General features: G+C 69.5%; 8 protein-coding genes. 3 read left to right on the plus strand and 5 right to left on the minus strand.

Annotation, left to right across the window (positions count from 1 at the left end):
* Positions 1 to 96: 96 nt before the first annotated feature.
* Positions 97 to 3327, plus strand: coding sequence for a fused isobutyryl-CoA mutase/GTPase IcmF (gene icmF, locus ACN20J_RS03310; RefSeq protein WP_419665154.1), 3231 nt, complete (start codon positions 97 to 99; stop codon positions 3325 to 3327).
* Between the two features lie 55 nt (positions 3328 to 3382).
* Here the strand turns inward: icmF and ACN20J_RS03315 are convergent, their stop codons facing one another.
* Positions 3383 to 4411, minus strand: a complete 1029-nt coding sequence (locus ACN20J_RS03315) for a zinc-dependent alcohol dehydrogenase (protein ID WP_361918816.1) — start codon at positions 4409 to 4411, stop codon at positions 3383 to 3385.
* Positions 4404 to 4844, minus strand: a complete 441-nt coding sequence (locus ACN20J_RS03320) for a tautomerase family protein (protein ID WP_190231183.1) — start codon at positions 4842 to 4844, stop codon at positions 4404 to 4406. The genes ACN20J_RS03315 and ACN20J_RS03320 overlap by 8 nt, the downstream gene beginning before the upstream one ends.
* Before the next feature lie 115 nt (positions 4845 to 4959).
* On the opposite strand from ACN20J_RS03320, the gene ACN20J_RS03325 reads away from it, so the two are divergent.
* Positions 4960 to 5544 carry a TetR/AcrR family transcriptional regulator gene (locus ACN20J_RS03325; RefSeq protein ID WP_190231184.1) on the plus strand — a complete coding sequence of 195 codons (585 nt, stop codon included), beginning with the start codon at positions 4960 to 4962 and terminating at the stop codon, positions 5542 to 5544.
* A gap of 277 nt (positions 5545 to 5821) precedes the next feature.
* Positions 5822 to 8935, plus strand: coding sequence for a discoidin domain-containing protein (locus ACN20J_RS03330; RefSeq protein WP_419665155.1), 3114 nt, complete (start codon positions 5822 to 5824; stop codon positions 8933 to 8935).
* 31 nt (positions 8936 to 8966) lie between these two features.
* On the opposite strand, the gene ACN20J_RS03335 is transcribed toward ACN20J_RS03330, so the two are convergent.
* The 3 genes from ACN20J_RS03335 to ACN20J_RS03345 form a co-directional block, all read right to left on the minus strand.
* Positions 8967 to 10640, minus strand: a complete 1674-nt coding sequence (locus tag ACN20J_RS03335) for a hypothetical protein (protein WP_419665156.1) — start codon at positions 10638 to 10640, stop codon at positions 8967 to 8969.
* Between the two features lie 178 nt (positions 10641 to 10818).
* Complete coding sequence (locus tag ACN20J_RS03340; RefSeq protein ID WP_419668824.1) at positions 10819 to 13020, minus strand: M4 family metallopeptidase; 2202 nt, start codon at positions 13018 to 13020, stop codon at positions 10819 to 10821.
* Positions 13021 to 13545: 525 nt separating this feature from the next.
* A complete protein-coding gene (locus ACN20J_RS03345; RefSeq protein ID WP_190231187.1) occupies positions 13546 to 13863 on the minus strand; it encodes a hypothetical protein in 318 nt (105 codons plus the stop codon).
* Positions 13864 to 14019: the final 156 nt, after the last annotated feature.

Consider the following 14019-nt stretch of genomic DNA (forward strand, 5'->3'; position numbering starts at 1 on the left):
TGCTTCTGCTCACACCGCCCCCGCCTCCTGTAATTTACTAGGACGTCCTACTATTTAGTCAGTCAGCGTTCCCCTGACCTGTCTGGGAAGGCCCCCATGAGCGACCTGCACCGCCCCGTGCACCCCATCCGTCTGGTCACCGCGTCGGCGCTGTTCGACGGGCATGACGCCTCGATCAACATCATGCGGCGGATCTTCCAGTCCCAAGGGGCCGAGGTGATCCATCTCGGGCACAACCGGTCGGTGCAGGAGGTCGTGGACGCGGCCCTTGAGGAGGACGCTCACGGCGTGGCGGTCTCGTCCTACCAGGGCGGGCACGTGGAGTACTTCGAGTACCTGGTCGACTCGCTGCGCCGGCAGGGAGCCGAGCACGTGCGCGTGGTGGGCGGCGGGGGCGGTGTCATCGTGCCCGAGGAGATCACCCGGCTGCGCAACAGCGGCGTGACCATCTTCTCCCCGGAGGACGGCCAGCGCATGGGCCTCGCCGGGATGGTCAACACGGTGGTGAAGGACTGCGACTTCGACCTCTGGGACGGCAAGCCCGCCGACACCGCCGCCGTACTCGCGGGCGACCGGTTCGCGATCGCCCGCGCCATCACGGGTGCGGAGCTCGGCAAGCTGCCCCCGGACCTCCTGGAGCAATTGCGTGCCGCCGGGGCCGTACGCAACACGCCGGTGGTCGGCATCACCGGCACCGGCGGCTCGGGCAAGTCCTCGCTGACCGACGAGCTGGTGCGCCGGTTCCGCCTCGACCAGCAGGACAAGCTGCGGATCGCGGTGATCGCGGTCGACCCGACGCGGCGCCGTGGCGGTGGTGCGCTGCTCGGTGACCGGATCCGGATGAACTCCCTCGACGGGAACCGGATCTTCTTCCGCAGCCTTGCCACCCGCGGCAGCCACGAGCTGCCCAAGCACCTGTCCGAGGTGATCGACGTGGTCAAGGCCGCCGGCTTCGACCTGGTGATCGTGGAGACGCCGGGTATCGGCCAGGGCGACGCGGCGATCGTGCCGTTCGTCGACACCTCGATGTACGTGATGACGCCGGAGTTCGGCGCCGCCTCGCAGCTGGAGAAGATCGACATGCTCGACTTCGCCGACGTCGTGGCGATCAACAAGTTCGAGCGGCGCGGCGCCAAGGACGCGCTGCGCGACGTGGGCCGCCAACTGGTGCGTAACCGCGAGGCGTTCGGGAAGCGGCCCGAGGACATGCCGGTCATCGGCACCTCGGCGGCCACGTTCAACGACGACGGTGTCACCGCGCTCTACCAGTACGTGAAGGCGGCGCTGGCCGAGCACGGACTGCCGTTGTCCGAAGGCACGCTGGCGCCGGTCGACGTGCGCCACTCCTCCGGCATCCGGCAGGTGGTTCCCGCCGACCGGGTGCGCTACCTCGCCGAGATCACCGACTCGGTCCGCGGGTACCACGCCGCCACCGAGCTGCTGGCCGAGGCCGCCCGGCGCGTGCAGCGCCTGGAGGCGGTCGAGGGCGAGCTGGTCGCGGCCGGCTCCGAAGCGGGGAACGTACAGTCGCTGCTCGACGGCGCCCGCAAGCAGCTCCCGCAGGACGTCAGGGAGCAGATCACCAACTGGCCCGCTGTCGTGGCCTCGTACTCCGGCGACGAGCTGGTCGTGAAGGCGCGGGACAAGGAGATCCGCACCCAGCTCACGCGCGAGTCGCTCTCGGGCAACAAGATCCCGCGTGTCTCGCTGCCCCGGTTCGCCGATCACGGGGAGCTGGTGCGGTTCTGGCGCCGGGAGAACCTGCCCGGCCACTTCCCCTTCGCCGCAGGGGTGTTCCCCTTCAAGCGCGACGGTGAGGACCCGGCGCGGATGTTCGCCGGCGAGGGGGATCCGTTCCGCACCAACCGACGCTTCAAGCTGCTGTCCGAGGGCCAGCCGGCCACCCGGCTGTCCACCGCCTTCGACTCGGTCACCCTCTACGGCCGCGACCCGGACGAGCGTCCCGACATCTACGGCAAGGTCGGCACCTCCGGCGTGTCGGTGGCGACCCTCGACGACATGAAGACGCTGTACGACGGCTTCGACCTGATCGCGCCGACGACCTCGGTGTCGATGACGATCAACGGCCCGGCCCCCACCGTGCTCGCGTTCTTCCTCAACACCGCCATCGACCAGCAGATCGAAAGGTTCCGTACCACCGAGGGCCGCGCCCCCTCCCCCGAGGAGACGGACGAACTGCGCGCGCACGCACTGGCGAACGTGCGGGGCACCGTGCAGGCCGACATCCTCAAGGAGGACCAGGGCCAGAACACCTGCCTGTTCTCCACCGAGTTCAGCCTGCGGATGATGGCGGACATCCAGGAGTGGTTCATCGCCAACAAGGTGCGCAACTTCTACTCGGTGTCCATCTCCGGCTACCACATCGCCGAGGCCGGGGCGAACCCCATCAGCCAGCTCGCCTTCACCCTCGCCAACGGCTTCACCTACGTGGAGGCCTACCTCGCGCGGGGCATGCACATCGACGACTTCGCCCCCAACCTGTCGTTCTTCTTCTCCAACGGCATGGACCCCGAGTACTCGGTCCTGGGCCGGGTAGCCCGCCGGATCTGGGCCGTCGCGATGAAGGAGAAGTACGGCGCCAACGAGCGCAGCCAGAAGCTGAAGTACCACGTCCAGACGTCCGGACGCTCCCTGCACGCCCAGGAGATGGACTTCAACGACATCCGCACCACCCTGCAGGCCCTCATCGCCATCTACGACAACTGCAACAGCCTGCACACCAACGCGTACGACGAGGCCGTGACCACCCCCACCGAGGACTCCGTCCGCCGGGCCCTGGCCATCCAGTTGATCATCAACAGGGAATGGGGCCTGGCGATGAACGAGAACCCCCTCCAGGGGTCGTTCATCATCGACGAACTCACCGATCTGGTCGAGGAGTCCGTCCTCCAGGAGTTCGAGCGGATCAGCGAGCGGGGCGGCGTGCTCGGTGCCATGGAGACCGGCTACCAGCGCGGTCGCATCCAGGACGAGTCGATGCTCTACGAGCAGCGCAAGCACGACGGCACCCTGCCCCTCATCGGCGTCAACACCTTCCGCAACCCGCACGCGGACACCGCCGAACCCGTCGTTATCGAGCTGGCCCGCGCCACGGAGGACGAGAAGCAGTCCCAGCTGGAGCGCGTGCGCGACTACCAGTCCCGCCACCGCGACCCGGCCCACGCCGCCCTGGCCGCCCTCAAGGACGCGGCCGTGAGCGGCGACAACGTCTTCGCCGTCCTCATGGAGACCGCCCGGGTCTGCTCGCTCCAGCAGATCACCGACGCGTTCTTCGAGGTGGGGGGTCAGTACCGGCGCAACGTGTGATCCGGCGCCGGTCGCCAACCGTCAAGTGCCTCGCACAGCGGCCGGGTGGCGTGGATCAGCCCGCGGCGGAGGGCGAGGTGGCATCGCGTACGAAGACGGGCTTGAGGTGCTTTCCGGGTAGCGCGTCGGGCAGTTGTTCCCAGTCGAGGACGTGGGAGACGACGCGCTCGGGGGCGACCTTTCCCGAGGCGGCCAGCTCCAGTGCGTCCGGCATGTGGTTGCGTACGTTGTCGCGGGCCACGCGCAGGGTGACGCCGGTGAGGTACATGTCGAGCAGGGGCAGTTCGCCGGGGCGGAAGTGGTTGCCGGCCGACTCGCAGATGCCTTCGGGTGCGAGGGACTTGACGGCCAGGGCCAGTTGGTCGACGCGGCCGGTGGCCTCGACGGCGAGGTCGAAGGCGTGCCGCATCGGCTCGATGGTCTCGGCCGTGGAAGCGCCGTAGCTGCGGGCGAGGGCGCGGTGCTCCGGGTCCGGGTCGACGTACAGCACCGAGGAGGCGCCGAGTGCGCGGGCCATGTCGCACACGTACAGGCCGATGCTGCCGCGGGCGACGACGAGTACGCGGGCTCCGGGGCGGGCCTTGAGGTGGGGTGCGACCAACCGCCAGGACAGGGACCAGTTGTCGCTGGCCGACGCCATGGCGACGGGGTCGAGGCCGTCCGGCAGCGGGACCAGCATGGCGTCCGCGTAGGGCACGCGGACCAGGTCGGAGAAGAGCCCGCCCCAATTGCCCCCGAGCGGGGCGCCGTACATGGCCATGTGCGGTACGTCGGTGCAGTGGGCGGTGAGTCCGGCGCGGCAGTTGTCGCAGGCTCCGCAGTTGATGGACCAGGGCACGACGACCAGTTCGCCGGGGACCACTGACGTCACCGCGTCGCCGATGTCGACGACCCGGGCCACGCACTCGTGGCCGAGGGCGAAGGGCGGGTCGATGAAGCCGTGTCCGGCCAGGATCGCGGAGTCGACGTCGCAGGAGGTGGCGGCCACCGGCGCCACGATCGCTTCCCGGTCGGACCGGAGCTTGGGGTCGGGTGCCTCGCGCCACTCGACGGTGTGCCGCGCGATGTAGGTCAGTTCACGCATCGGTCTTCTCCCCCTTGACCGGCTGGGCGAGGGCGACCAGGTCGGCGTACCGGACGACGGAACCGCCCGCGCCCCACGTGCCGTCCGGCTGCTCGTGCACCAGCACCCAGACGCGCAACGCCTCGTCCGGGGACAGTCCGGCGGCCTTCAGGACGGTCTTGGTCGCGTCCTCGACCAGGCCTGCCTTTCGGCGCTCGGACACAGCGCCCGCGGGCACGGTGACGTCCACGAGGAAGCGCGGTGCGTCGTCCTCCGCGGTGGCCTGCGCCCCTTCGGGCAGCTCGATCAGATAGCTCCACGCCTGGGCACGGAAGAAGGCGGTGTCGGGTGCGCCTTCCCAGCGCAGCAGCACGGCGGCCAGGTCACGCTGGACCGTGGCACGGCCTTCCTCGGTGAGTGAGCCGGTGGGCACGGTCAGCCGGATCATCGGCATGGCAACTCCTGTGCGAGGTCGACGACGTCTCTTTATAACAGTCGTTATAGACGGAGGTAACGCTAGACTATGACGGTCGTTATAGCCAGGTGTTCGAGTCGGAGAGGAGCGCCACGTGCCCAAGAGCAGCCCGCAGGCGCGCGAGCGGATCGTGGCCGGTGCGGCCGACATGATCAGTCGGCGCGGCCTGAGCGCCACGAGCATTCGAGAGATGGCCAAGCACGCGAAGGCACCGCTCGGCTCGACGTACCACTACTTCCCCGAGGGCAAGCAGCAGTTGGCAACGGAGGCCGTCCAGTACGCAGGCGACACGGTCGCCCGGCTTCTGAGCAAGGAACTGGAGGCGGGCCCGGCCGCGGGACTCGGGGCGCTCCTGGCCCTGTGGCGCAAGATCGTCGTCGGGACCGGCTTCCGCGCCGGCTGCCCGGTGCTGGCCGTCTCCATCGAAGAGCCGCCGACCGACGAGATCCCGCCCGCCGTACTGGCCGCGGCCGAAGCCTTCGACTCGTGGGAGAAACTGCTGGCCACCTCACTGCGGGAGCACGGCGTGGAGGCCGAGCAGGCCGCTCAGCTCGCGACCCTCGTCGTCGCGGCCGTGGAGGGCACCGTGGCCATGTGCCGCGCCAAGCGCAGTACTCAGCCCCTCGACCGCACAGCCGAGCAGCTCCAGGCGCTCATCGCCGCCGCGGTCAAGGGGTGAGCGGGTCGCCGGGCAACGCCTCGGGCCCCATGGCCGTCGAGGCGACGACGGCACCACGTCCGCCGAAGCGCCCGGCCCACACGATGTGAGCGTGCCGGGGCCGACCTTCCCTCAAGCGTCGAGCGCCGAAATGCCCGATCGGGCCAAGGGTGCGTGTGCGTCGATCGTCACGCATGACCCGCCGGGCACCACAAGGGGCGCCGAGAGCCTTGACGTGCAGAGGGGGCGACCACAGAATGACCGCACACTCTGACAACGTTGTCGAAAGGTTGCGTCCATGTCGCAGCGCGCCGTGGGGTTCACACGCCGTCAAACCATGCAACTCCTCGGCGCTTCCGGCATCGTGACCGGCCTCCCGCTCGCCCTGGGTTCGGGCCGGGCCTCCGCCGCGACCACCGCGGCCGCCCCAGGAGGGGACCCCGTCTCCGACACGTACTACCGCGTCCTGCTCTCCCACACCCGATGGTCGGAACAGCAATGGGACGCGGCCCAGGGCCACTACACCGACAAGGACTTCGGCTTCGCCGTCGTGCTCGGCAACGCCGTCCTGCTGACCCGGGGCCCGTACGACGCCGAGCGTGCCGGAGTCGACAAGGACACCCTGCGCGCCAGGACCGTCGCCACCGTGAAGCACTTCGCGGCGTCCAACCGGCTGACGGGCGGCACCAAGTGGGGGCGGCGGCTGTTCTGGGACACCACGTTCCAGTCGTACTTCGTGCTCGCGGCCCGTCTGTTGTGGGACGACCTCGATGAGGCGACGCGCCGGAATGTCGACACCATCGCCCGCGAACAGGCGCAGTTCACCACGCAGTTGGGCACGGGCGACGATCCCGACTCCGGTGGCTGGACCCCGCACGGCCTGAGCGGAGGGTTCGTAGGCGACACCAAGTTGGAGGAGATGGGGGTCTACACCCAGTCCCTGGCCCCCGGGCTGGCCTGGGCGAGCGACGATCCGCGGTACGAGGCATGGCGCGCCGCGTTCGGCCGGTGGAGCCGCAACGAGGCGGGGCTGCCGGCCGCCGACCTCGCCAACCCGGCCCGCGTGGACGGGGTCGCCGTCAGCGCGAACACCGCTCAGAACCTCTATGACACGTTCATCGTCGAGAACCACGGTTCGTTCGGCCCGCACTATCAGGAAGAACTCTGGCGTACTTCGGGACGCAACAGCGCCCACTTCCTCGCCGCGGGCCGCGCCCTGCCCGAGGTGTTCACGGCACAGCCGAACGCCGGGCCGTTGTGGCGCACCCTGCTCGGGGTGATGAGCGACGCCGGCGAGCCCCTGATGCCGATGGTCGCCGATCGCGAACACCTCTACGGACGGGACGTCATTCCGCTCGCCTTCCTGGCCCAGGTCGTCGGCGACCGTGCGGCGGCCCGCTGCGAAGTGGCCCTGGCCGAGCGCCTGGAGGCGTATCAGGAGTACCCGCCGCAGTACCGCCTCGCGAAGTTCTCGGGCGAGTCCAAGTACGAGCCGGAGGCCCGGGCCGAACTGGCCATCAGCTATCTGCTGCACGAATGGCGGACCCGGTCGGGGCAGGCGCCCGTGCGTCCCCTGTCGCAGCGCGAGCTCTTCGAGCAGGCGAGCGGCGTCACCGACTACGGCCCGGGGCCCGGTCTCGTCTCCCATCAGTCACCGGGCGCGTGGTCCGGAGCGGTCAGCAAGTCCGGCTTCGTGAAGTTCGCCTGGCAACCGGCCCATGACGACTGGCTGTTCGCACTCAGCGGTCCGACACCGATGTTCCTGCCGAGCACCGGCGCCAAGGTCACCGGGCGTTCGGTCGTCACGTACTCGCGTACGCGGGACGGGTTCCACGGCAGCGCGAGCCTGCTCACGCTGGACCGCGGGTACGCGGGGTTCACCACGCTGCCCTCCGGCGCCGTCGTGTACGCGACCTCCGGAACGGCGTACGGCGAGGGCCACTTGGAGGTGCGCAACCTGACCATGCCCGGGATGCCGGGGCTGGACGGGAAGCGCACCTATCGGGCGGCCGAGGGAAGCACGACGGTCGTGGCCGGGAGCGGTGGCACGTCCGCCGGCCCACGCGTCGACGAACTCACCTTTCCGCGTGCCCGGTTCCGTCATCTGCGCATGCTCGGGGTGCGCCCCGACCCGTCGTACGGCTATTCGCTGTACGCCTTCGAGATACGTGACGGAGCCTCGGGCGGCGACCTGGCGCGCGAGGCCGGGGCGACAGCCTCCTCCTTCGACCCGGGCAAGGAACCAAGGCTCGCCGTCGACGGCAACGCCACCAGCCGCTGGGCGGTGTCGCGCGCGGACCGTCCACGGGCGGACAGCTGGATCGCGGTCGACCTGGGCGCGGCTCGGGACGTGGACCGGGTGACGCTTCGATGGGAGGCCGCGGCGGGCCGTGCGTACCGGATACAGGGATCGGCCGACGGGCAGCAGTGGACCGACCTTGGCGCCTGGCCGCGACCGGACCTCACCAGCCGCGGCGGATGGCTGGACATCGACGGCCGCGCGGGTCTCCTCGTGCGAGGCGGCACCAACCCGATCTCGGTGTACGGAGACACGGTCGTCCTCTCCGACGGACCGGCCGAGAGCGTGCTCATCGAGGCACTCCCCGGGGCAACGCCCGAGGAACTGCGTACGGCGGCCGCCCGTAAGACCCCCTCGACGCAGACCGCTCAGATGAAGGCAGCCGTCACCGACCACTACCTGAGCCTGTTCAACCTTTCGTCGGACGCCGTGACCACCACCGTGACGATCCCGGGTTCGCCTGCCACGGGAATCCGTCTCTACCAAGGCGTTCAGACCGTCACCGAATCGGGCACGGCCTTCCACGCCGAACTGGCCGCCGCCTCTGCCGTCCTGGCGCCTGCACGCATCGTCCTCTCCGGCGGCCGCATACCTGTCGGGCTCCGCGCCGAGGTGCGCGACGGCCGCACCGTCCGGCTCTCCGGCCCCTCCTGCCACGTGACCGTCTCGGCGCAGGGCAGGAGCGTCGATGCCACGGTCCGGGCAGGCCGGACGACCACCGTCACCGTGCCGCGCGCCACGGCGTACCCCTTGTCCGACCTGGCACTCGGCCGCACCACCTTCCCGACCGCGCCGTTGCCGCCCGGTATGACGGACCCCGGGGCCGCGGTCGACGGCGACGCGGGCACCGCATGGAAGCCCGGTCCCGACGGTCGCATGGTCGTCGACCTGGGTGCCGAACAGCACATCACCGAGATCCGGACCCAGTGGCGAGGAGGCCATGTCCCGTCGTCCCAGGTCGAGTTCAGCCTGGACGGCCGTACGTACAGTGGCGCGGCGCGGCTGTCGGCGCGTGGCTTCCTGCGCACCGACCGTACCGCCCGCTACGTGGCACTACGGGTCACCACATCAGCCGCACGCCCTGCCTCACTCATCGCTCTCACTGTTGCGTAGGAAGGATAGGAAGGAATCGCACCGGTGAACTTCAGCAACACCCCCCGTCGGCACCGCCGTTGACCGCATCAAGACGGCAGAAGCACGACGCCTCGACCGCTACGTCCGCCAATGCCGTGGCCATCTTCAGTTGCTGGGCCACGATCCGGGCCTCCCCCGTCCTGCCCAGGCGGACGAGGCATTCGTGGAAGCCGTGCAGGGCCCAGACGTTGCCGGGGTGTTGGAGGGCGCGCGGAAGACTGTCGTCCAGGCCCAGGTCGGCCCGGTAGACGGCTTCGGCCTCCTCGACTCGGCCCTGTTCTAGGAGCAGGGCGCCGTACGCGTGGCGGGTGGGCTGCATCCAGCCCCACGGTTCGTCGTAGGGGAGGTTGTCGTCCAGTTCGATGGACCGTTCCAGGGCGGCGAAGGCGGCCTCGTGGTTGCCCTTGCGGTACTCCAGTTCGCCGTCGAGCATCGCCGAGGCGATCGCGAGGATGTCGGCGCAGGTGTTGTTGAACAGCATCCGGGTCTCCGGGACCCGGGTGACCGCCTCGCGGAACAGTTCGCGTTCGGCCTCGGCGGCGGTGACCCGGCCGGTGGCCGAGAACGCGACACCGCGGGCGTAGTGGAGCATCGCGGTCGTCGCGCAGTACAGCTTCGGGTCGGCGGGCAGCGGCAGTTCCACGATGTCGGACCAGCGGCCGAACCGGATCAGTGCGTGGACCCGCATGGCGAGGAAGGCTTCCAGCCAGTCCGCCATGGGCGGGCTCTGCACCCTCAACAGGTCCTCGGGGATGGAGGCTTCCAGCTGGGCCGCGGTCTCCAGTGCGGTCTTCGACTGGCCGAGGAACATCGCGCCGTAGATCTTGAAGTGGTAGTTGTGCGACCGGTACAGCGTGTAGAAGTTCATCGCGCCGGCCCGCGCGCGGTACTTCTCGTCGGCGACGATCGCCGTGCTGTTGTCGGACACCACGCGCCGGTAGTCGCCGCAGAGCACGTCCAGGTGTGTGGGCATGTGCTGCAGGTGGCCGGCGTCGGGGACCAGTCCGCGCAGCCGGTCCGCGACGGGCAGCGCGGTTTCGGGGGTCGAGGACATCTCCATGAGGTGGATGTACATGTGGAGGATGCCGGGGTGCCGGTCCCCTGCCTCGGTGGCGATCGCCCGTTCCAGGACCGCCTTCGCGTCGAGCGTGCGCGCGCCCTCTGCCGGTTCGCCGGTGCGCAGGTCCCACAGCTGCCACGGCGTGAGGTTCATGAGCGCGTCGGCGTAGAGCGTGGCGACGTCGAGGTCGTCGGGGGCGAGTTCGTACACGGCGCGCATGCTGTCGGCGTAGGGCTCGTTCCACACCGAGCAGTCCTCGACCGCGTCCGCCTGCGGATAGCGGGCCCGCAGCGCGCCGATCAGCGCCTGCTCGACGGGGGTGGCGCCGGCCGCCTTCTGCTGCGCGAGTTCCACGGCGGCGTGGGTGCGGTCGACGGTACGGGCCAGGTCCTCGCCGTCGAAGAACTCCCAAGGCTTGTTGTAGTTGGGGCCCAGGGCGTAGGCGATGCCCCAGTGGGCCATGGCACAGTCGGGATCCGCCGCCACGGCCGCCTCGAAGCAGGAGACCGCTTCTTCGTGGTGGAAGGCGTACGACCAGACCAGGCCGCGGTCGAACCACTTCTGGGCCTCGGCGGACGATGTCGTCACGGTCCGGTTGTGGGTGCCGAGATCGTAGTAGTCCATCGGTCCGCCTCTCCTGTGCTGCCTGTACGCCGAGGGACATCTCTACCACCGAGATTAGAGGCGATACCGGACACATCGCGGCGACAGCGGGCGACCGGCACGTACGGCTGGAAGGTGCGACGCGAACGCCCGCCCGGACCATGGCTCGGTCCGGGCGGGCGTGAGAGCGGGCGGTGCGTCAGGGAGTGATCCTCCACTGCTGGATGTAGCCGACGTCGATCGACGCCACGTCACGGACCCGCAGCTTCCAGGTGCCGTCGACGGGCTGCGCCGAGGCGTCCACGACGAAGGTCTGGTTCACGTTGTCGGCCGAGCCGCCGCTGCGGTTCAGCAGCGAGTACACGGTCCCGTTGGGTCCGACGAGATCGACCGTCAGGTCACCCCGGTAGGTGTGCACGATGTTGACGTACACCTCCGTGGTCGCCGAGGCGTTGCCCGGGCGGCCCGTGATGGTGATGGGCGACTCGACCGCCGCGCCGACGTCGGGGATGTCGACCCGGGTGGAGTTGCCGTAGACGTACGCCACCCGCCACTCGAAGGTGTCGGACACGGACGCACCCGTGCTGTCGGTCACCGTCACGGTGACGTCACTGGTACCGGTCGTGGTCGGGGTCCCGGAGATCAGCCCGCTGTCGCTCGCGGTCAGGCCGTCGGGCAGGCCGGTGACCTCGTAGGTCAGCGTCGCGTCCGCGTTGGTCGTGTACGCGTCGATCTGCAGGGACACCTCCTGGCCGACGCCGGAGGTCTGGTCGTCGATCGGGGAGACGTTGACGCCCAGCGCTATGCGGTCACCGACGTTGATGCCCGCCCAGGCGGCGGCGACGGCGAGGTAGGTGTCGCTGTAGGCGCCGAAGAGGTCAGTCGCGGCCTGAAGGGTCGCGACCCTGGCGGCCGCGTAGTTGGTCGACGACGTCATGTACGTCGTCAGCGCGCGGTACCAGATCCGGGCCGCGTTCTCGATGCCGATGCCCGCGACCGGGACGCCGTCGGCGGTGGGGCTGTCGTAGTCGACCCCGTTGACGGTCTTCGCTCCGCTGCCCTCGGACAGCAGGTAGAAGAAGTGGTTCGCGGGACCGGAGGAGTAGTGGACGTCGATGCTGCCCAGCGAGGCGTCCCAGTTGTCGCGGGACTGGCCGTCCTTGGAGGGCTTGTCCATGTACCGCAGCGGGGTGCCGTTGCCGTTGATGTCGATCTTCTCGCCGACCAGGTAGTCGGGGACGTCGGCGTCCAGACCGGCGTTGAACTCCACCGCCGCGGCGAAGATGTCGGAGGTCGCCTCGTTCAGGCCGCCCGACTCCCCCGAGTACGTCAGGTTGGCGGTGGCGCTGGTGACGCCGTGGGTCATCTCGTGGGCCGCCACGTCCAGCGAGGTCAGCGGCTTGGCGTTGCCCGACCCGTCGCCGTACGTCATGCAGAAGCAGGAGTCCTGCCAGAAGGCGTTGACGTAGTTGTTGCCGTAGTGGGCGCGGCTGTAGGCGGCGACACCGTCGTTGCGGATGCCGTTGCGGCCGTAAACGTTCTTGTAGTAGTCCCAGGTCGCGGCCGCTCCGAAGGCGACGTCGACACCGGCGGTCTGCCGGTTGGCCGGGGTGCCGTCGCCCCAGACATCGTTGTCATCTGTGAACAATGTGCCGGTGCCTGAGGTTCCCTGGTTCAGGTCGTACGTGCGCTGGCCCGCGCGATCGCCGTCGACCATCTGGTACGACGATCCGGACGCCGTGGTGCCGACCGAGACCGAGCCGTTGTACTGGCCCGTGCCCGTGCCGGTGTGCACGCTCTCGTACTTCGAGGCGACCTTGCCGGAGGCCGCGTCGGTGACGACATGCAGCTCGCTGGGCGTGCCGTCCTCCTGGAACCCCTCGACGACGGATTCCCAGGCCAGGACCGGCTTGGACCCGGCGGCGGCCCAGACGACGAGCCGGGGCTTGCCCTCGACCTCGGACCGCTCCACGTCGGCCGCCTTGCCGATCGCGAGTGCCTTGGTGGCGGCGCGGGCCGCGGTGATCTTCGGCGTGGTGGTGGGCACCGTGATGGTGGCGCGGGTGGCCTTGGACGTGGTGGTCCGGCCGTTCTTCACGTGCAGCACCAGGTCACCGCCGAGGACCGGAAGCCCTGCGTAGGTGCGCTCGTACCGGGTATGGGTCGTGCCGTCGGCGTCCTTGATGACGTCCTTGACGACGAGCTTCTCCCGCGAGCCGAGGCCGAGTTGATCGGCCGTGTCGCCGGCGTTGGCGGTCGCGCTCTTGAGGAGCGCGGTGCGCTTGGCGGGCGACAGCTCGGTCTGGGCCGCACCGGCACGCGGCGTGGCGGTGATCTTCGAGGAACCGGGATCCGCGGGCGCGGCGGACACGGGTCCGGCCTGGACTCCGAGGACGAGCATCGAGCTCGCGGTCGTGAGGGCCAGGGCCGCGGCGCGTCTGCGCCGGTGGGTGGAACGGTGATACCCGGACAAGGTCTTCTCCTCCTGCGACAGCCGGCCCCTGGTGAGGGCCGACGGCGAGCGGACCGACTGGGTGCAGCCGGTCCGAAATGGGGGGTGGAGCGGGAAGGAGCTCCGCACCTGTCCGACACGCGCAGGCGCCCGAGGACGCGGCGACGCGTGCGACATGAGGGTGCGGGGATGTACGAGTGGGGGACATGGGAGGTGTGACAGGTGTGGCGATGTGAACGAACAGTGAATGTTCCACAGCAGAGTGACACCACTCGCACAGGGTTGTCATGGAAGTGACAAGACAACGGCTTGAATTCACCATTGCCTGCTGCGAGTTCATCACCGCCGACGAGCGGATTCAGCCGCTGCCGGGTGAGGGCTGATCCGCTCGACGCAGGGCGATCACCGGCTCGGTCCTCGGCACGAGCACGGACTTCGGCGCGGGTGCGTACCCGGCCGCGAGGCTGCGCCTTCTCAGAACTCGCTGTCGATTCCGGTCACGACCGGCTGCCCGAGCGGGGCGTCGTCCTCGGCGAATCCGCTGTCGCGCAGCGCCTTCGACACGAGCCCTACCGCCTCGCTCTCGGCACTGGCGCGGTCCGCCGCCTCGACCTCGATCCTGGCCGAGAACATGCCACCCTCCTCGACGGTCAGCAGGCTCAGTTCCTCGCTCTCGCCCAAGTCCGTGTTCTGCGGATCACGAGGCCGGAGCCTGTCCTCGATGTCTGAGCGCGCGGCGTCGGAGACACTGCGGACGAACGTGCCCGGAACGGTGATGACGTACGTGGTCACTGGAACTCCTTACGAGGCTGACCGGTCCGTCGGGGACTTCACGAGCAGGACGGGCAGACGGCATGACCCGTGCGCCCCACTCGCGTGCAGTGCTCCCGACTCCCATGTACCCCACGTTCCCCGCCTCCGGCCAGGAATGCGAACACGTCGTGCGCT

The sequence above is a fragment of the Streptomyces sp. 2-1 genome, from assembly GCF_048564895.1.
GTDB lineage: Bacteria > Actinomycetota > Actinomycetes > Streptomycetales > Streptomycetaceae > Streptomyces > Streptomyces phaeochromogenes.